18 protein-coding genes are annotated in these 19700 nt (G+C 50.6%); 12 read left to right on the top strand and 6 right to left on the bottom strand.

Features of this window, described 5'->3' with window-relative positions; all coding sequences use genetic code 11:
• The first annotated feature begins 1 nt into the window (after nucleotide 1).
• Complete coding sequence (nuoN, locus tag HMPREF3119_RS13010) at nucleotides 2-1459, top strand: NADH-quinone oxidoreductase subunit NuoN (RefSeq protein ID WP_070579964.1); 1458 nt, start codon at nucleotides 2-4, stop codon at nucleotides 1457-1459.
• A gap of 43 nt (nucleotides 1460-1502) precedes the next feature.
• Here the strand turns inward: nuoN and HMPREF3119_RS13005 are convergent, their stop codons facing one another.
• The gene (locus HMPREF3119_RS13005) at nucleotides 1503-2489 is read right to left on the bottom strand and encodes an alpha-xenorhabdolysin family binary toxin subunit B (protein WP_004239871.1); all 987 of its coding nucleotides are present in this window, start codon (nucleotides 2487-2489) and stop codon (nucleotides 1503-1505) included.
• A gap of 14 nt (nucleotides 2490-2503) precedes the next feature.
• Entirely contained in the window at nucleotides 2504-3703 is a 1200-nt protein-coding gene (locus HMPREF3119_RS13000) for an alpha-xenorhabdolysin family binary toxin subunit A (RefSeq protein ID WP_004239873.1), read from the bottom strand.
• Nucleotides 3704-3887: 184 nt separating this feature from the next.
• On the opposite strand from HMPREF3119_RS13000, the gene HMPREF3119_RS12995 reads away from it, so the two are divergent.
• The 6 genes from HMPREF3119_RS12995 to menE all read left to right on the top strand — a co-directional run bounded on the left by HMPREF3119_RS12995 (nucleotide 3888) and on the right by menE (nucleotide 11019).
• On the top strand, nucleotides 3888-5219 hold the full coding sequence (locus tag HMPREF3119_RS12995) for an isochorismate synthase (RefSeq protein ID WP_070579962.1): 1332 nt from the start codon (nucleotides 3888-3890) through the stop codon (nucleotides 5217-5219).
• Between the two features lie 126 nt (nucleotides 5220-5345).
• Nucleotides 5346-7016 (top strand): 2-succinyl-5-enolpyruvyl-6-hydroxy-3-cyclohexene-1-carboxylic-acid synthase, encoded by a 1671-nt coding sequence (gene menD, locus HMPREF3119_RS12990; protein ID WP_070579960.1) that lies wholly within the window; start codon nucleotides 5346-5348, stop codon nucleotides 7014-7016.
• Nucleotides 7013-7786 (top strand): 2-succinyl-6-hydroxy-2,4-cyclohexadiene-1-carboxylate synthase, encoded by a 774-nt coding sequence (menH, locus tag HMPREF3119_RS12985; protein ID WP_004239877.1) that lies wholly within the window; start codon nucleotides 7013-7015, stop codon nucleotides 7784-7786. Before menD ends, menH begins: the two co-directional genes overlap by 4 nt.
• 13 nt (nucleotides 7787-7799) lie before the next feature.
• A complete protein-coding gene (gene menB / locus HMPREF3119_RS12980) occupies nucleotides 7800-8657 on the top strand; it encodes a 1,4-dihydroxy-2-naphthoyl-CoA synthase (protein ID WP_004235182.1) in 858 nt (285 codons plus the stop codon).
• The gene (gene menC, locus HMPREF3119_RS12975) at nucleotides 8657-9628 is read left to right on the top strand and encodes an o-succinylbenzoate synthase (RefSeq protein ID WP_070579958.1); all 972 of its coding nucleotides are present in this window, start codon (nucleotides 8657-8659) and stop codon (nucleotides 9626-9628) included. The genes menB and menC overlap by 1 nt, the downstream gene beginning before the upstream one ends.
• Nucleotides 9628-11019 carry an o-succinylbenzoate--CoA ligase gene (gene menE / locus HMPREF3119_RS12970; protein WP_070579955.1) on the top strand — a complete coding sequence of 464 codons (1392 nt, stop codon included), beginning with the start codon at nucleotides 9628-9630 and terminating at the stop codon, nucleotides 11017-11019. The genes menC and menE overlap by 1 nt, the downstream gene beginning before the upstream one ends.
• A gap of 61 nt (nucleotides 11020-11080) precedes the next feature.
• Here the strand turns inward: menE and HMPREF3119_RS12965 are convergent, their stop codons facing one another.
• Nucleotides 11081-12523 carry a catalase gene (locus HMPREF3119_RS12965; RefSeq protein ID WP_015422776.1) on the bottom strand — a complete coding sequence of 481 codons (1443 nt, stop codon included), beginning with the start codon at nucleotides 12521-12523 and terminating at the stop codon, nucleotides 11081-11083.
• Nucleotides 12524-12819: 296 nt separating this feature from the next.
• On the opposite strand from HMPREF3119_RS12965, the gene HMPREF3119_RS12960 reads away from it, so the two are divergent.
• Nucleotides 12820-13359, top strand: coding sequence for a YfaZ family outer membrane protein (locus HMPREF3119_RS12960; RefSeq protein WP_004235190.1), 540 nt, complete (start codon nucleotides 12820-12822; stop codon nucleotides 13357-13359).
• Nucleotides 13360-13423: 64 nt separating this feature from the next.
• On the opposite strand, the gene satP is transcribed toward HMPREF3119_RS12960, so the two are convergent.
• Nucleotides 13424-13993: an acetate uptake transporter gene (gene satP / locus HMPREF3119_RS12955; RefSeq protein WP_004235192.1), complete on the bottom strand. Its 570-nt coding sequence runs from the start codon at nucleotides 13991-13993 to the stop codon at nucleotides 13424-13426.
• 913 nt (nucleotides 13994-14906) lie between these two features.
• Here satP and HMPREF3119_RS12950 point away from each other — a divergent pair.
• Entirely contained in the window at nucleotides 14907-15107 is a 201-nt protein-coding gene (locus HMPREF3119_RS12950) for a hypothetical protein (RefSeq protein WP_004235196.1), read from the top strand.
• A gap of 76 nt (nucleotides 15108-15183) precedes the next feature.
• Nucleotides 15184-15354, top strand: coding sequence for a hypothetical protein (locus tag HMPREF3119_RS19420; protein WP_155275476.1), 171 nt, complete (start codon nucleotides 15184-15186; stop codon nucleotides 15352-15354).
• Nucleotides 15355-15360: 6 nt separating this feature from the next.
• Here the strand turns inward: HMPREF3119_RS19420 and HMPREF3119_RS12945 are convergent, their stop codons facing one another.
• Nucleotides 15361-15537 carry a GhoT/OrtT family toxin gene (locus tag HMPREF3119_RS12945; RefSeq protein WP_004235197.1) on the bottom strand — a complete coding sequence of 59 codons (177 nt, stop codon included), beginning with the start codon at nucleotides 15535-15537 and terminating at the stop codon, nucleotides 15361-15363.
• A gap of 1085 nt (nucleotides 15538-16622) precedes the next feature.
• On the opposite strand from HMPREF3119_RS12945, the gene HMPREF3119_RS12940 reads away from it, so the two are divergent.
• Nucleotides 16623-18077 (top strand): alanine/glycine:cation symporter family protein, encoded by a 1455-nt coding sequence (locus HMPREF3119_RS12940; protein WP_004235201.1) that lies wholly within the window; start codon nucleotides 16623-16625, stop codon nucleotides 18075-18077.
• A 164-nt stretch (nucleotides 18078-18241) separates the two neighbouring features.
• Complete coding sequence (locus tag HMPREF3119_RS12935) at nucleotides 18242-18892, top strand: CatB-related O-acetyltransferase (protein ID WP_070579952.1); 651 nt, start codon at nucleotides 18242-18244, stop codon at nucleotides 18890-18892.
• A 35-nt stretch (nucleotides 18893-18927) separates the two neighbouring features.
• On the opposite strand, the gene HMPREF3119_RS12930 is transcribed toward HMPREF3119_RS12935, so the two are convergent.
• Nucleotides 18928-19539, bottom strand: coding sequence for a glutathione S-transferase family protein (locus HMPREF3119_RS12930; RefSeq protein WP_004239895.1), 612 nt, complete (start codon nucleotides 19537-19539; stop codon nucleotides 18928-18930).
• Between the last annotated feature and the right edge of the window lie 161 nt (nucleotides 19540-19700).

Raw genomic sequence — 19700 nt, 5'->3', positions numbered from 1 at the left:
CATGACAATAACTCCTCAACAACTGATCGCACTCTCACCACTGCTGATTATCGGGTTGACAGTGGTGGTTGTGATGCTGTCCATTGCGTGGCGACGCGATCACTTTATTAATGCCACACTGACCGTCGTCGGTCTGAACCTTGCGCTGCTGTCTCTGTACTTTGTCGGACAGCAGCCGGCGATGGATGTGACACCGCTGGTGCACATCGACGGCTACAGCATGTTTTACACCGGGCTTATCCTGATTTCGTCACTGGCCACCACGACCTTTGCGTATTCATGGCTGGAGACCTATCCGGATAACAAAGAAGAGTTCTATCTGCTGGTACTGATTGCCACACTCGGCGGCATCCTGCTGTCGGGCGCGGATCACCTGGCGTCCTTCTTTATCGGGATTGAACTGCTGACACTGCCGCTGTTCGGGCTGATCGGCTATGCCTTCCGCCAGAAACGCTCGCTGGAAGCGTCCATCAAATATATGCTGATGTCAGCGGCGGCCTCGTCGTTCCTGCTGTTCGGGATGGCGCTGCTGTACGCGGAATCCGGTGACTTATCTTTTCAGGGCTTAGGCCGCAGCCTGGCGGACAGTCAGATTCACCAGCCGCTGGTTCTGACCGGACTGGGGATGATGATTGTCGGTATCGGCTTTAAACTGTCACTGTTCCCGTTCCAGTTATGGACACCGGATGTGTATCAGGGTGCCCCGGCACCGGTCTCCACCTTCCTGGCGACCGCCAGCAAGATCGGGATTTTTGCTGCGGTGCTGCGCCTGCTGGTACTCGCGCCGATGGCGGATTCCGGGACATTGCAGACCGTTCTGACGGTGATTGCGATTGCCTCAATCCTGTTCGGTAACCTGATGGCGATCACCCAGAACAGCATCAAGCGTATGCTGGGTTACTCTTCGCTCGCACACCTCGGTTATCTGCTGGTGGCCTTTATCGCGGTGAATGACCCGAAACTAGCGGAAGAAACGGCCGGTATCTATCTGGCCGGTTATCTGTTTGCCAGCCTCGGTGCGTTCGGTGTGGTCAGTCTGATGTCCAGTCCGTACACCGGGCCGGATGCGGATTCCCTGCATGCCTATCGCGGCCTGTTCTGGCGTAAGCCGGTTCTGGCTGCGGTCATGACCGTAATGATGCTGTCACTGGCCGGGATCCCGATGACGTTCGGCTTTATCGGTAAGTTCTTCGTGGTGGCGACCGCCGTGAATGCGGAACTGTGGTGGCTGACAGCCGCTGTGGTACTCGGCAGTGCAATCGGTCTGTATTACTACCTGCGTATGATGATCAGCCTCTATATCCGCGGTTCGGAATCTCCGGCCCGTATGGCACCATCCAACTGGGCGATGAGTGCAGGCGGTATTGTGGTTCTGCTCTCCGCGATTATCGTGGTCGTGCTCGGTATCTGGCCGCAGCCGTTTATCACACTGACCGGATTCGCAGTTCTGAGTTACTGATATCTGTACTGAGAAAAACCGGGCTGAAATCAGCCCGGTTTTTTTATGCCATACCGATAAAGATCGAAAAATAGCGGCGGTGCGCCAGAATAAGGCTATCGAGCCCGGGAAGAGGGACATTCTGGCTTAAATAAGGCTCATACTGACTGACACTTTGCAGCCAGTGCAATAATACCGTACTGATCCGGTTGTTAAATTCCCGCAGCTCAGGCAGTAACACCTGCGCATTACTGACTTCCTGCATCTGATCCTGCATGTGTTTCAGGTCTTTTTTCAGATTACGGATAATTTTACTGAGATCATAGATCCGTTGACTGACTGTTGTTCTGGTATCGACCAGCTGAGCATAGCTCAGCCCCTCTGTCAGAGTATTTACTACAGCGGAAATAACACGCTGGAGTTCATTGAGAATAAATCGTTCGGAAGAGGACAACTCTACATCCTTCAGTTGTTCAGCGGTTGGCAGTGTGGTTGTACCGAAGATTGACTGAAATCCGCGCTGATGAATAATCTCTTCTGACTGAATAATTACAGCCAGTTTTTCCTCCCAATACAATTTATCACAGGTAAATTTTTCAATATCCGGCAGTGCCATGGTGATCGTTTTGTCCAGATAGGACTGCTGATGTAATAATCCGCCCTGCAGTAACGGGAGCGCGGTAGTATCATATTCAGTATTAAACTGAGTATTAATCGTATTCACAGAATGATAGATGGTATTAATCTGACTGAGCAAAAACCCGTAAATTTGTTTTTCATGAGGTAGTGAAAAAGAATTAGCTTCGGTATCCGAAGAGAGGGCATTAAATAGAACATCCGGATCTAAACTATGCAGCTGAGAATAAATGGTTGCGGATTCTGATGAAATAATATTCAGCATCCGTGTCTGCCATTTTTTAATATCACGGAGCTGAGCATGCAGATCAGCGGTAGGTAATGACAATGCTTCAATATTCTTACTGATATCATTAATTTTAGCTTTAATATGTGCCAGGGTAATGTTTTCAGGATTGATGTCAGAATATATCATAATAATCTCCTTCATTATGCTGCCAGATTAGCGGTATCAAAAATAGCGACGAGTTCTTTTGCATAGCCACGAACACGCTGCCAGGGAAGTGTGATTTTTTTCAGATGCAAAGAAAATTGTAAGAGGCTGTATGCATCATTTATCTGCATAAAGGTATTCAGGGATTCAGTAATTTCTGTCAGCATGACCTGCCACATGAAATCGAGATGATCGACGGCAACATGAGCATCAGTAAAATAACCGTCCAGTGTGCTCAGTTCTTTATCCAGTCTGATAATCAGCTGTTGTATAGCTTGCCGGGAAATAACCTGTTCTTCCAGCTCTGCTACTTCTTCCAGTAATTTATTTTTACGGCGGCGTACCTGTTCGGCGCGGTAACCAAAAATACCCCCTGTGATAATCAGCCCGATAATACCGCCGACCAGACCGGAGAATGAGAGCTTCACAAACTGGCTGTACTCGCGCTTCAGAATTTCAATCTCTTCATTTCTGACCCGTATCTCAGACTGCAGTTCGCGGGTGGTGTCACCATCCCGGTTTTTTAATAATATTTTTTGTTTACGTTTGACTTCATAAATCAGAGACGGAATTTCATTCCCGGATTCATCTGTTCCGCCGGTTAATTCCAGCCGGAAGCGGGAAATGATATTTTTTACCTGCTGTGTTTTTTGCCGTTCTTCCGTAATATCGTCTTTCATGGCAGATAATATTTTTGTCAGTTCTCCGGAAATAACGTTGTCCTGCCTCCTGTAAGTGATATCTTTTAATTTATCCGCGGTTGCATCCTGTAATAAAACTTCAGCCCGGCGGATCACCGGCATTTCATTGATGGCATTCAGAATATAGTTACCGGTTGCCGTAATAGCGGCACCGGCAATTTCAAGATCAATCGCCTGTTGTTTTGTCATGGATTCAACATGCTCCCAGCTCAGAGCATGCTGATGAATATGGACAAATAAATGCTGAATATTATGAGGCTCAAAACCGGGCAGCTCTGTATCTCTGTATCCGATAAACTCAATAACATCTTCTGTTTCCCGGGGAAGGGTCATTCCGTAGTGAATATAACGTTTGATATGAACCAGATCATTATGTGTGAATATACCCGCAGGCCGGAAAGTATCGTCTTCTTCATTCAGAAGTAACTTTAACGTGGCGGGGGCAATTTCATCCGCTGTAATAATCCGGTCAACCGGCATGGTTTGTGTGTGCATAAATATCTCCCTGTAATGAGATACGTAACTCTGTGGTGAATGGGGCCGAAGCAGAATCGGTTTCCGCATTAATTGTTCAAAATGCACAACGGTGACAAGGATAAAAAAGAAGGATGGTTTTAATAATTTTTATCTCACCGTATAATCACAGAGACCCGCGCATTTTGCATATCCGGAGCAAGCAGTGACTCTTTTTTCTGATTTTATTTCTCAGGTCTGTACTGAAATAACGCATAACAAAAATAAACCCGATGGTATTTATCAGTACGCGGTGACTCTGTCGCCATTACTGGCAGCGGTATTACCCCCGTCAGCGCTGACCGGCTGGCTGAATGCGCAGACCTGCTGGCCGCAATTCTACTGGCAGCACCGCGACGGTACAGAAACAGCGGCAGTGTGCGGGGAAGTGTGTCGCTTCACGCATATCAGTGATGCTCAGGCGCTGCTGGATACCTTACCGGCACAGAGTCAAATCCGGATCTGGGGGCTGAACAGCTGGCAGTTTGATACCCCGTCTCCGCCACAGGGTACCGGCGGCAGTTATCTGTTTGTTCCCCGTGCCGAACTGCGGATATCCGGCAGTGAAACACACTTTCTGGTCAATATTGACAGCCGCCGCCCGGCGGAAGAGACCACAGAATTTCTGCGTTCGCTGGTCTGGCAGACAGAAATTCCGGCATTGAACAGCACGGTTATCAGTGCGCGGCATCAGCCGGATGAAGCGGGCTGGACACAGCTGGTGACGGATGCGGTGACAGCCATTACCGGCGGAGAAATAGAAAAAGTAGTGACGGCCCGTAAAACCGCACTGGAACTCTCCGCGCCGGTCTCTCCGGCGGCATTTATGCAGGCCAGTTGTGACTGCAATCACCGCTGTTTTCACTATATGCTTGCCACCGGACCAAATACTGCGTTTGTGGCTTCACCGCCGGAACGCCTCTATTTCAGGGCCGGAGCTCAGTTGTATACCGAAGCGCTGGCGGGAACAGTGGCAAACTATCCGGAAGATGACCGCGCGGCACAAGCGGCGCAATGGCTTCTGGCTGATAAAAAGAATGTGCATGAAAACAGTGTGGTGGTTGATGATATTTGTCAGCGCCTGCAGGGGGCAGTCAGTGCGCTGGATGTGAGTGCAGCGGCGGTGATCCGCCTGCGCAAAGTGCAGCATCTTTACCGTGTTATTTCTGCCACGTTATATGCCCCCCGTGACAGTGATTGTTTACAGCGTCTGCAGCCGACGGCCGCCGTTGCCGGTCTGCCGCGCAGTGCCGCGCTGGCCTTTTTACGGGATAACGAACCGTTTGACCGTGACTGGTATGCGGGCAGCGGCGGTTATTGCAGCCCGTCCCGCAGTGAATTTGCGGTGTCGCTGCGCTGTGCGAAAATCAGCGGCAGCCGGGTGGATTTGTATGCCGGAGCAGGCATTGTTGCCGGTTCGGATCCGCAGGCAGAGTGGTGTGAAATTGAAAATAAAGCCGCGGGTCTGAGAACACTGCTGGAGAGCGACGCTCACTGATTGTGCAATTTTCTGCTTGCCGGGGCAGAAACCGTGAAATAATCCACCGGTTTATTGAACTACATTAAGGTATTTCCTGAGTCAATCCGTAGACTACGGAGAACTACAGGTCAGGAAAGGTGAGCTATGTCAAACAGTGCATTGAACCGCCGCTGGGCGGAAGTGATTTTGGAGGCGCTGAGCCGTCACGGGCTGCGTCATATCTGTATCGCCCCGGGATCCCGGTCAACACCGCTGACACTGGCTGCTGCCGCCGATGACAAATTTATCTGTCACACCCATTTTGATGAGCGCGGACTCGCGCATCTGGCGCTGGGACTGGCGAAAAGCACCCGGCTGCCGGTGGCGGTGATTGTCACCTCCGGTACGGCGGTGGCAAATCTTTATCCGGCACTGATTGAGGCCGGGCTGACCGGCGAACGCCTCGTTTTTCTGACCGCCGACCGCCCGCCGGAACTGATTGACTGCGGTGCAAACCAGGCTATCCGCCAGCCCGGTATTTTTTCTTCTCATCCGTTTGCCGCACTGGCATTGCCGCGTCCGGTTTTTGATATCCCGGCGTCCTGGCTGGTCTCTTCCCTCGATGACATCATGAACCGCCTGCAGCACGGCGCAGCGCATATTAACTGTCCGTTTGCCGAACCGCTGTATGACGATGACGGACAGACCGGCAAAGAATGGCAGGCACAACTCGGCAACTGGTGGCAGAGTGATAAACCCTGGTTGCAGCAGACCCGTTGTACATCGGTGATCAGCGTGGATGACTGGTTCTTCTGGCGGCAGAAAAAAGGTGTGATTATTGCCGGACGTATGCAGGCCGCCGAAGGTAAACAGTTGCGTCAGTGGGCTGAATGTCTCGGCTGGCCGCTGATCAGTGATGTGCTTTCCCAGACCGGGCAACTGCTGCCGCATGCGGATCTCTGGCTGGCATCCCCGCGTTACCGCGAAGTACTGGCTCAGGCGGATGTGGTGATCCAGTTCGGCTCAAGCCTGACCGGTAAACGGCTTTTACAGTGGCAGGCTGCCTGCATGCCGCCGGAATACTGGATTGTGGATACCATCCCGGGACGGCTGGATCCGGCAAATCACCGGGGCCGCAAATTTGAATGCAGTGTCAGCGAATGGCTGGATGACCATCCGGCACAAACCCGCACACCGTGGGCTCCGCAACTGGCGGAATGGACGCGGGCACTGAACACGCATGTTACAGAAACCCTGGGCGATGGCTGGGGCGAAGCGCAGATTGCCTGCCGCCTGCCGGAACTGCTGCCGCCGCAGGGCATTTTATTTGCCGGTAACAGCCTGATTGTCCGGCTGATTGATGCGTTTGCTCAACTGCCGTGCGGTTATCCTGTGTACAGCAACCGGGGCGCGAGCGGTATCGACGGCCTGATTTCCACGGCGGCCGGTGTTCAGCGCGGCAGTGCCAAACCGGCACTTGCTGTCGTCGGGGATATCTCCGCGCTGTATGATCTCAACAGCCTGGCACTGCTGCGTTATACCTCCGGGCCGTTTGTTCTGCTGATCGTCAACAACAATGGCGGACAAATCTTTTCCATGCTGCCGACACCGGAACAGGAGCGTCAGCGCTTTTACTGTATGCCGCAGTCGGTCAGTTTTGCCGGTGCCGCGCAGATGTTCGGCCTCAGCTACAGTGCCCCGCAGGACTGGCCGTCACTGAAAGCCGCCGTCAGCAAAGCCTGGTCACAGCACTCTGCTACCGTGATTGAGGTGGTGACAAACGGCGATGAGGGCGCAAAATACCTTCAGCAGATGGTCCGTGAGGCAGCACAATGACGGTTCTGGCCGCACAGCGCTGTTATGCGGACAGGCCCGGTCCGTGGCTGGTCTGGCTGCACGGTCTGTGGGGAAATAAAGAAGAGTGGCTGACGGCAGCAGCAGAAGCCGGAAATTATCCCTCATTACTGATTGATTTGCCGGGTCACGGCGGCTCACAATCCGTCCGCGCAAAAAATTTTCCGCATGTCAGTCAGCTGATTGCTGATACCCTGGCCGCACATCAGGCAGACGATTACTGGCTGATTGGCTACTCTCTCGGCGGGCGGCTGGCGATGTATCACGCTGCATACGGCGACCGGGCAGGGTTGCGCGGTCTGATTATTGAAGCCGGGAATCCCGGGCTTGCCACACTCGATGAGCGCAATGCCCGGCTGCTGCATGATAACCGCTGGGCACAACAGTTACGTGAACGTCCGCTGGCATCGGTGCTGTATGACTGGTATCGTCAGGGCGTTTTTGCTGATCTCAATGAGGTTCAGCGACAGCAGCGGGTAGAGCAGCATCTGCATCATAATGCTTTTGCGATCGCGGATATGCTGTCGGACACCTCGCTCGGGCATCAGCCGCAGCTGGCGGAGAAACTGCATGCCCTGAATCTGCCGCTGCTCTATCTCTGCGGTGAGCGGGACAGCAAATTCCGCGCCATTGCAGAGGCACACCATTTTCCGTTACGGACTATCCAATATGCCGGGCATAACACCCATCAGGCAAATCCCGCTGCGTTTGCGGAGACAGTCCGGACATTTTTATCATTACATTCTGTTTAAGGAACTCACCGCTATGATGTATCCGAGCGAAGAAAAGCTCTCTGCCCCGGTTGAATGGGTCGACTGCACCGGCGATTATCAGGATATTCTGTTTCATAAATCAAAAGACGGTATCGCCAAAATCACCATTAACCGTCCGCAGGTGCGCAACGCGTTCCGTCCGTTAACAGTGAAAGAGATGATCAGTGCGCTGGCGAATGCCCGTTATGATGACGGCATCGGTACCATTATTTTTACCGGACAGGGCGAAAAAGCCTTCTGTGCGGGCGGTGACCAGAAAATCCGCGGTGACTACGGCGGCTACCGTGATGACAGCGGCACACATCATCTGAATGTGCTCGATTTACAGCGTGATATCCGTACCTGTCCGAAGCCGGTGGTGGCGATGGTGGCGGGGTATGCTATCGGCGGCGGCCATGTGCTGCACATGATTTGTGACCTGACCATTGCGGCGGATAATGCGGTATTCGGCCAGACCGGGCCGAAAGTCGGTTCATTTGACGGCGGCTGGGGTGCTTCTTATATGGCGCGGATTGTCGGCCAGAAGAAAGCCCGTGAAATCTGGTTCCTGTGCCGTCAGTACAATGCACAGGAAGCACTGGATATGGGACTGGTCAACACCGTGGTGCCTTACGCGGATCTGGAAAAAGAAACCGTGCGCTGGTGCCGTGAGATGCTGGAAAACAGTCCGATGGCGCTGCGCTGCCTGAAAGCGGCACTCAATGCGGATTGTGACGGCCAGTCCGGTCTGCAGGAGCTGGCGGGTAATGCCACCATGCTGTTCTACATGACCGAAGAAGGTCAGGAAGGGCGTAATGCATTCAACGAAAAACGCTCACCGGATTTCTCTAAATTCAAACGTAACCCGTAATGCGCCACGCCACACTGTACAGTTTCAGCCTGCCGATGGAGGCAGGCGTTATCCTGCGTAATCAGCGCCTGAAAACCCGTGACGGACTGCTGGTCTGTCTGCAGGAAGATGACCGCGAAGGATGGGGGGAAATTTCCCCGCTGCCGGAATTCAGCCATGAAACGCTTGCACAAGCTCAACAGGCGGCGGAAGCGTGGATTACGGCCTGGTGTCAGGGCATCAATCCGGCGGAAAGCCCGCTGCCGTCAGTCGCATTCGGGCTGAGCTGCGCACTCGCCGAGCTGGATGATACGCTGCCGCAGACTCTCAATACCCGCAAAGCGCCGCTCTGTACCGGTGACCCGGATGACCTGATCCTTGCGCTCGATGCCATGGAAGGTGAGAAAATCGCCAAAGTGAAAGTCGGGCTGTATGAGGCGGTTCGTGACGGTATGGTGGTCAATTTACTGCTGGAGGCGGTGCCGGATCTGCGTCTGCGCCTGGATGCCAACCGCAGCTGGACCCGTACCAAAGCGGATGGTTTCGCGAAATATGTGGCACCGGAGCACCGCACCCGGATTGATTTTCTCGAAGAGCCGTGCAAAACGCCGGAAGAATCCCTGTGTTATGCGCAGGATACCGGTATTGCTATCGCCTGGGATGAATCTGTCCGTGAACCGGGCTTTACGGTAACAGCACAGCCCGGCGTGGCAGCGATTGTGATCAAACCCACGCTGACGGGCAGTATCGCCCGCTGCCGTGAACTGATCACAGCGGCGCACCGCGAAGGGTTGCAGGCGGTGATCAGCTCCTCGGTGGAGAGCAGTTTCGGCCTGACACAACTGGCCCGTCTTGCCGGATGGCTGACGCCGGATACCCTGCCGGGGCTGGATACGCTCTCCCTGATGCAGTCACAGCTGGTGCGTCCGTGGCCGGGCAGTACACTGACACTGATAACCGCAGATCAATTAACTCAGACAGGACAATGGTAATGACGGCAGCACAATGGCCGTGGGTTGCGCATGCTCAGCAGACACCGGATAAAACTGCGCTGCGCTGTGCGGACTCATCGCTGACATGGACAGAACTGGCAGCTCTCGCGGATGCCCGCGCCGCCGGGTTTTATCAGCAGGGATTGCGGGAAAGTAACTGCGTGGTGCTGCGCGGCAAAAACAGCACAGAGCTGGTAATCGATTTTCTGGCGCTGCTGCGCTGCGGGGCAGTGATTCTGATACTCAATCCCGCATTACCGCGCGGGTTACAGACAGAACTGGTCGCGTCTCTCGATGCGGATTATGTGTGTGACCGGAGCGACGGTACAATCGCGCTGCCGCTGAAAACACTGGATCCGTCTGTGACCGGCATGGCTCCGCCGGACGTGATCCCGCATCCGAAACGGCTGGCAACGCTGATACTGACCTCCGGATCCACCGGGTTACCGAAAGCCATTGCCCACCGTCCGGTCGCACATCTGGCTGCGGCGCAGGGCGTGGTTTCACTGCTGGACTATCAGGCAGATGACAGCTGGCTGTTATCACTGCCGCTGTGTCATGTTTCCGGACAGGGGATTCTCTGGCGCTGGCTGCTGCAGGGCGGGGAAATGGTTCTCAGGGCGGAGGGGGAAACGCTGGCGGAATCGCTGCGCGGATGTACTCATGCTTCTCTGGTACCAACACAGCTCTGGCGTCTGCTGCAGTCACCGGACACACTGCCGCCGCTGCGGGATGTTCTGCTCGGTGGTGCGGCTATCCCTGTTGCGCTGACGGAAGCAGCGGAAGCCCGCGGGATCCGCTGCTGGTGCGGCTACGGTATGACCGAATTTGCCTCAACTGTCTGTGCCAAACGGGCGGACGGCAAACCGGGTGTCGGACATCCGCTGCACGGCAAAGATATCCGCCTGGATGAACAACAGCAAATCCTGGTTAAAGGTGACAGTTTTGCCGCCGGTGTCTGGCTGAATGGTGCACTGCATACACTGCCGTCCCATGACGGCTGGTATCCGACCCGCGACAAAGGCCATATGCAGGACGGTGAGCTGGTGATCGACGGCCGGCTGGATAATCTTTTCTGCTGCGGTGGTGAGAATGTGCAGCCGGAAGTGACAGAAAAGCAGCTTATGTACTATCCGCTGATCACGGAGTGTCTGGTGGTACCGGTCAGCAGCGAGGAGTTTGGTGCTGTACCGGTGTATCTGATCCGTGATTATGATGACTGGACAGACGAACAGCGTCAGCATTTCAGTGACTGGTGCCTGGCGGAACTGCCTGCATTTATGCGCCCGGCGGCCTGCTATGCATTACCGGAAGCGGATGCGGCCGGTGGTATCAAACGCGCCCGCGCACCGCTGATTCAGATGGCGCAGGATCGTTTTCATACCAACTGAGTTCATATAAAAAAACCGCTGCGGTCAGTGAACGCAGCGGTTTTGTCATGTTATCACACGATTATTTTTTCAGTTTTGCGATCGCGGCTTCCACACCGGCACCGTACTCCGGATGTACCTGTTTAAACAGTGCTATCTGGCGGGCTTGTGTTTCTTCGGCTGCCTGCACCAGTTCACCGGCGATACGGGCAAACATACGCTGATGCTCGGCGTCGCTGAGTAATTCATACAGCGCACGAGGCTGGCTGAAATAATCGGTATCTTCGCGGTGGTTCCAGTGGTCGGCGGCACCGTCCACAGACAGTGGCGGCTCGCTGAAATCCGGCTGCTCCTGAAAGAGACCGGCACTGTTCGGCTCATACGTTTCCGCATTACCGCTGTTACCGTCGATACGCATTGCACCGTCACGGTGATAGTTGTGGAACGGGCAGCGTGGTTTATTGACCGGGATCTGATGGTGATTGACCCCTAAACGGTAGCGGTGAGCATCGCCGTAGGAGAACAGACGGCCCTGCAACATTTTATCCGGTGAGAAACCAATGCCGGGAACCACGTTGGCCGGGCTGAATGCCGCCTGTTCCACATCGGAGAAATAGTTTTCAGGGTTACGGTTCAGCTCGAAATAACCGACATCCATCAGCGGATAATCCGCATGCGGCCATACTTTGGTCAGGTCAAACGGGTTATACGGTACTTTTGCCGCATCAGTTTCCGGCATCACCTGAATTTGCAGGTTCCAGCGCGGATAATCGCCTTTCTCGATCGCATTGAACAGATCACGCTGTGAGCTTTCACGATCTTTCCCGATTAACTGTTCTGCTTCATCATCCATCAGGTTGGCAATACCCTGCTGGCAGCGGAAATGGAATTTCACCCAGAAACGCTCGTTATTACCGTTGATAAAGCTGTAAGTATGACTGCCGAAGCCGTGCATATGGCGGAAGCTCTGCGGCAGACCACGGTCACTGACATCGATGGTCAGCTGGTGGAGGGATTCAGGCAGATGAGAGAAGAAATCCCACTTATAAGCCATATTGCGCAGGTTGGTGCGCGGGTCACGTTTCACCACGTGGTTCAGATCCGGGAATTTCAGCGGGTCACGCAGGTAGAACACCGGCGTGTTGTTACCGACCATATCCCAGTTACCTTCCTCGGTATAAAATTTCAGGGCAAAGCCGCGGATGTCGCGCTCTGCATCTGCCGCGCCGCGCTCACCGGCCACGGTGGAGAAGCGGGCAAACATATCGGTTTTTTTACCGACCTGAGAGAAAATTTTTGCGCGGGTAAAACGGGTAATATCATGGGTTACTGTAAATGTACCGAACGCACCGGAGCCTTTGGCGTGCATACGGCGCTCAGGGATCACTTCGCGGTCAAAATGCGCCAGTTTTTCCAGAAACCACACATCCTGTAACAGCATCGGGCCGCGTTTTCCGGCAGTCATGACATTGTTGTTATCAACGACGGGTGCGCCCGCAGCCGTTGTTAATCCTTTCTTTTTCATCACATATCTCCAGTCGGTAAAGGAAAAAAGACACTGATTGCAGAAATTGGCGCGATGTGCAAAATCAGCATGGTAAGTCATAAATTGCACTGAGCATTGTTGTTTTTATCTGTATTTATAACTTGGTATAAAATATAGCACTGTCATAAAAAGAATGTGTCGATTTGATGGATTGGTGTGACCTATTGATGGCGGATATAGATAACTTTACATAAAAATCAGAATATTAACTTTCAAACGGTGACAGTTTCGGGGAAAATGCCCGAAACCCTGTCTGAATTTATGTGGTGGCAAAAATGAAAAAATATAAAGCAGCTGTGGCTGCAACACTGATGCTTGCGGCAGGTGCTGCAAACGCAATCTCTATGGATGTTGAAGCCGGTAAGAAATTTACTGATATCAATGTGGGCTTAGGTGACCCGTACTCCGGTCTGTCATTTGACGGTAACTGGGCGCGCAGTGATCACCAGGGGCAGTTAGGCGGCGCGCGTGCCAAATTTGCTTTCCCGCTGGGCCCGGTTTCCGCGAGTGTCGGCGGTAAAGCGGTTTACATCGACCCTGAAGTGGGTAAGAAAGGTATGGCCGTGGCTCCGGGTGTCGGTGTGGCATGGAGCATTCTGCCGTCAGTACGTGTTTACGGTGAGTTTTACGGTGCGCCGTCAGGCCTGACTTCCGGTAACGACTCTTATAAAGAAGCGGATGTCGGTGCAAACTGGACAGTATTTGCCCCGCTGAATGTCAAAGCCGGTTACCGTAAGATTGAAGTTGAATCCAACAGCGGTCATGAAAACCGTATTGCGGATGGCGCTTATCTGGGCGCGGGTCTGAGTTTCTGATCCCCGTTTTGCAGACAAAAAAACCCGTTCACTGAACGGGTTTTTTTATACAGAAATCGTGTCATCAGGCGTGACGTTCACCGATTGGTAAAATTGTCCGGCCATACTGTTCATTCAGAACTTCAGCCATTGCCAGATAAAATGCAGTCGCACCACATAAAATACCTTCATAACCGGCAAATTTCAGTAATGCGGCATTACCGGTAGCATTACCGATAACGAGCAGGGCAAATAAAATCACCAGTAAAAAGAAAACCGCGCGCAGTGTCAGGTTTGCTTTCAGTGTGGCAATAAACATAAAGAACGAGAAAATACCCCACAGTGCCAGATAGACAGCCAGGAATTCATGACTGGTTGCTTCACCGAATCCCATTGACGGCATCAGCAGTATGCCGACCAGACTTATCCAGAAAAAGCCATACGACGTAAAGGCAGTCGCACCGAACGTATTTCCTTTCTTAAATTCAAAAATACCCGCGATGACCTGCGCAATACCACCGTAGAAAATCCCCATGCTCAGAATAACAGAAGCCATCGGGAAGAATCCGGCGTTGTGGACATTCAGCAGGATAGTCGTCATACCAAATCCCAGTAAGCCCAGCGGGCCTGGATTCGCAATACGGTCAGAGCTCATAGAACCTCAATCAGATAAATAAAGGAGAGACACACTATTCAAAGGCGCGGATGATAAGGGGAAATGTACAGAAATACAACTATAAAAAACTGATTTTTGCAGGGTAAATGTTAAATATTAATATATTGTAAAACAAGATGTCTTGTTTACGGCAGATTTGTTTAAAAATATGGCAGATCGGGTGTGTTTACCCGCTGTTCAGAATAACCTGTTTTTTTGACCGGTAATAAGTGTATTCAAATTATGATTAGGCGTAATTACGATGAAATATTTTATTATATTATCTAAGTAAGGAAATAAAAATAATAGTATGGAACGGCTTGTTTATTACTGTTATTAATAAAAGAATGATTAACTAAAGTATTATAAATACGTATTAAGCGAGTGGTGTATATCGGTTAATACTTATATCCCTGTATTGTGTAAATGCCTTTATTTCCACACAAACAGTAAAGGAATAATGTGAATCACTGCCTGTTGAGGGAGTATTGAGATTTTATATGATTATAATAATCCATAAATGAGTATGGCGAAGTGATTTAATGTATTTATTTACCGGGAAAAAGGACGTTATTTATGCGGGTAAAAATTTATAAATTTATGTATTTTAATAGCGAAAAAGCACATATCGCATGATATAGTATTAACCAATAAACAACCGAAAAGTAACAATTCGTAGCAATGATAACACAAAATTAGTATAACTATTTGATAGTAGTTAATTTTCGCTGTTTTCAAAAAAATGTTCTCCGGAATAATATGTTTTTCTTTGAACATTAAACGTAATGTGACGATAATAAATCACAGGGAATTTTTAGATAATTCTTACCGGGGTGTCAGTCAACAGCAATGCCCTGATGTCTTAATTAAAGACGGAAAGGCAGTAGTTATATTAAAATAAATAGGCACAAATATGATTTCAGAACGAGTTAGCGACGCATATGTTTATGGTGAAATTTGCCAGGCAATCGGCAGAGCCGCTGTCCTTTTATGCAAAAGTGGCGAGCCGGTTACTAAAGAAGCCATTCAGGTGATGCTGGAAATATATTGGGAACAGCAGAATGATGACTTTATGAATGTCATCTATGAAAAAGCCATCAATGCACTGGACTGATTGTTATCAGCCATTATTCTCAATAAAGGAGAACTCAGCCGCATAATCCCTCCCTTTTTGTGGTTGCGGTTCTCTTTTGTTATTCCGTCTTTTCCTTGCCCGTCATATCCGCCGCCGTATTTGTCAGCGCGGCTACACACGGGTACCTGAAATAAATGCATTATGGCAGCAGCATGGCAGTTTTCTGACATGGGGGCGGCTGATGCTTTTTTGTCTGGTGATGACAGCGGGAATATTGTGGGTTTAAAACCTGTCAGAACAGAGAGAATAAAATAACCACCGGTAATGACATCGGCCAGGTGAGGGCTATCAGCAGGCAACTGAGCAGGCGGAAAAACGGGTTCGGATCTTTTGTCAGGAAAAAAGTCAGAATGAATGAAAGAAGACCACCTGTTGCGTAGATAGTCAGTAAAATCTGTGCAGAGGACATAACGGTTACATTAGTTAAACTGATGCGGGTAGTGTACCTCACCCCGCGCGATAAATCATGGCGGATCTGCTGCCGGCACCGGAATTTTTATGATTTTCCGTGCCGGCAGCGGTGTTTTACAGCCCGGCTGATAAGAAAATGCTCCCGTAAGGGAGCAAAAATAAAGAAAAATAACGAAGAAATGCACGATTATCTGTTCTGATAATAATGATTAATGACAAAATTACTACACGGTTATTCCTGTCTTTATGCTGAATGCCGGGTCGGATCACATTTTCAGTCGTCGTAATCAGATATAGCAGACAAAAAAATTGCCGGTCAGCTGACCGGCAAAAATATATTAAGAGCAATGTATACAATCCGGTATATAACAGATTATATAACGCTATGTTAGCGGAAACGGGTCTGTGGTGAAAGCTTTTTTTCACAGGAGTGTGTTACAGAGCAAAGTTTGGCCCGGAATCAGAGCCCGCCTGAGGTAAGCAGTGATCGGCAGGCTGACGGGCATCCCCGGTGTTGCTGCATGTTTCAGGTAATGAAAAAAGGTATATTATTTTGTAATAACCGACGTTTTTATTTCACGGTTTAATTTTTTATCTGAATTTTATTATTATCATTTCTGTTTTTCTCTGTGAGAACTTTAAATTATCCAATTCTGTAAAAATAACGATTAATTAAGAGGGCTATTTTAATATTGATTTAATCATGTGTTTTAATATCAGAAAATAAAACAGAATAGGGCGCTAAATTGAAAGTATCAGTTAATGAATAAGAATATAAAATAAAAAAATTATAACATCATGAAAACAAAGGCGTTATGTGTGTTTTTGATGGATTTCATTGAGTTAATAGTTCGGATTAAACGCTGTATTAATGCGAAAAAGTAACGCTGATAAATAGAACAAAAAAAAGAAATAAAAAAATATACAGGGAAATATTTCTTATGGTAAAGTCGGGCTGATTCTTAATAAGAGGTGTCTTTTTTTTAAACAATCACTGTCAGATATGACAACACGGATACTACCTGTCATTCGTTAAGGGGCTTATTCGCCGCAAATCAGCACAGCAATATAAGAGGTATAACTTTGACCGATATAATTAATACATTAAACGGACTGCTCTGGAACCACCTGCTCATCTATTTATTACTGGGTATCGGACTGTACTTCACATTTCGTACCGGATTTATCCAATTCCGTCACTTCGGACACATGTTCAGCGTGCTAAAGCACAGTAAGAAATCGGATAAATCCGGCATCTCGCCGTTCCAGGCGCTTTGTACAAGCCTGGCCGCGCGGGTCGGTACCGGAAACCTGACCGGGGTGGCTATCGCCCTGACTGCAGGTGGCCCCGGTGCTATCTTCTGGATGTGGGTGGTCGCCCTGATCGGGATGGCAACATCCTTTATCGAAAGCACACTCGCACAGCTTTATAAAACACGGGACGACCAGGGAAATTATCGCGGCGGACCGGCGTATTATATGGAACGCGGACTGAAAGCCCGCTGGATGGGCGTGTTGTTTTCTGTCTTCCTGATCATCGCGTTCGGGCTGGTCTTTAACGCGGTTCAGGCTAACTCGATTGCCCAGGCGTCCAAAATGGCCTTTGGTGCGGATGCCGGTTATGTCGGTGCCTTGCTGGTGGTTATCTGCGGCGTGATTATTTTCGGCGGTCTGCGCTCGATTGCCCGTGTGGCGGAGCTGGTGGTGCCGGTGATGGCGGTTGCGTATCTTATCCTCGCTTTCTGGGTGATGGGGCATTACGCCGAGCGTCTGCCGGATGTCTTTATGCTGATTATCAAAAGTGCCTTTGGTTTACAGGAAGCCGTTTCCGGTGCTGTCGGTTACGGCGTGGCGCAGGCCATGATTAACGGCGTGCAGCGCGGTCTGTTTTCGAATGAGGCCGGTATGGGCTCCGCACCGAATGCAGCCGCTTCTGCAGCACCGTTCCCGCCGCATCCGGTTTCTCAGGGGTACGTACAGATGCTGGGAGTCTTTATGGACACACTGGTTATCTGCAGCGCCACCGCGATGATTATTCTCTCCTCAGGTGTACTGGATAATCCGCCGGGCGATATCAACGGTATTGAGATCACACAGCTGGCGCTGAGTTCGGTTGTCGGCAGTTGGGGATCCACCTTTGTGGCCGTGGCTATCTTCTTCTTCGCCTTTACCTCCATTATTGCCAATTACGCTTATGCGGAGAGCAATATGGTGTTCCTCGAGCATAAACACACCAAAGGGTTGTTTGTGCTGCGTCTGGCTGCGCTGGGAATGGTGATGTTCGGGGCACTGTCAGAAATGCCGCTGGTCTGGAAAATGGCTGATTTCTCGATGGGGCTGATGGCGGTGACTAACCTGATTGCTATTCTGTTGTTATCCGGCGTTGCATTTAAGCTGGCGAAAGATTATAACCAACAGCGCAAAACGGGGAAATTACCGCAGTTTGATATCAACCTTTATCCTGAAATCCGTAAACAGGTCGAAGACGGCATCTGGGAAGAAGTACCGGAACCGCTGGTCGAACAAAAGGTTAACTGATGATGACACCCGCAAATGCGGGTGTTTTTCTGTATGGGAGAGAGTGATGGACAATCCCCGGCTGAAACGGGCGAGGATAACCCGGCGTGATGTGCTTTGAACGCGAGTGCATCACCACAGAATAGCGTTCTGTGGTAACTATCCATTAAATAATGAGATTTACCATGAAACAAAAGCATTGGTCCGTTTGCGAACGGCTGCATGAAACCGTTACAAACCCGAATATTCATATCAAAGGTACGCACAGTTATTACAGCGATTGCTGGGATAATGGCTTTGAAGCTTCTGTTGTCCGCTATTTACAGGGCGATGAAATCAGCCGCGACTGGCAGCTCAGCTGGAAAGTAGATGAGCTGTATATCGGGGATTATGTCTGTATCGGGGCAGAAGCTGTGATCCTGATGGGAGGCAATCATACACACCGCCATGACTGGTTCAGCCTCTATCCGTTTCCGGAGATGATTGATGAGGCTTATATCGGTAAAGGGGATACCCGGATTGGTGATGGTGCCTGGATAGGCATGCGGGCCATGATTATGCCCGGTGTGACTATCGGGGAGGGCGCGGTGATTGCAGCGAACAGTGTGGTTGTCCGCGATGTCCCAACCTATGCTATCGTTGGCGGTAATCCGGCTGCCTTTATCCGCAGCCGGTTTGATGAAAGTACCATCCGCGAATTGCTGGCGCTGTCTCTTTATGACTGGCCGCAGGCGAAGTTTGATGCCCTGAAACCGCTGATTTGTTCGGCAGATCTTGCCGGGCTGAAAGCAGCGTCAGAACAGTATGACATAAGAGAAAAACTCACTCAGTCATAACTGACTTATTGAATACCCGCTGCGGCGGGTATTTTTTATCGTGCGTTTTCAGCCGCCTGTTGTTCCCGCTGACGGGCACGTTGCAGCGCCGGGCGCTTTTCCAGCTCGCCGGTGTAATGCACCAAATCCTCTGACAATACAAAGCCCAGCATCATTGCCCAGCGTGAGATATGAAATAAGAAGATATCTGCCACAGAAAAATCATCATTGCACAGCCATGTTTTTCCGCTGATCTCCTGCTCAATCACCTTAATTGCCCGCAGAAAATCCGCTTTTGCCGGTTCAATTGCCCCCGGCTGCCGCATAGCTTCCGGCAGAACCACGGCGTGTCTCAGTATGATCCAGAGCGGACCTTCCAGCTCCGAAATAATATAGGCAAGCCACTGATTTACGATGGCCTGTTTTTTCGGATCCTGCGGGTAAAAGCGGCCATTGCCGTAGGTTTGTGCCAGATAAATGCAGATAGCGGAGGATTCAAAAATAACCAGACCGTTATCAGACAGTGCCGGGACTTTCTGGTTTTTCCCGGGGACCTGCTTTTCAGCAGACATCACATCGGTAAAGTGACACTGATAATCAAGACCCAGCTCTTCTGCCATCCAGGTGGCGCGGATTGAGCGCGACTTCGGGTAGGTGTAAATATCCATTTTATTCTCCGTGTGAATAAAAAGCTGAAAAACATCATGATGATTCGCTTTCAGAGCATAGCACTGCCGCAGTGAAGTCGTCATAATACACGGCCGTGATATTATGTCCGTTGTGAATAATGCGGTCGTGATATTTCCGGGAAAGGGGCTGTACCGGCATT

The organism is Morganella sp. HMSC11D09, from assembly GCF_001807955.1.
Classification (GTDB): domain Bacteria; phylum Pseudomonadota; class Gammaproteobacteria; order Enterobacterales; family Enterobacteriaceae; genus Morganella; species Morganella morganii.
This window is presented reverse-complemented; position numbering and strand designations above follow the sequence as displayed.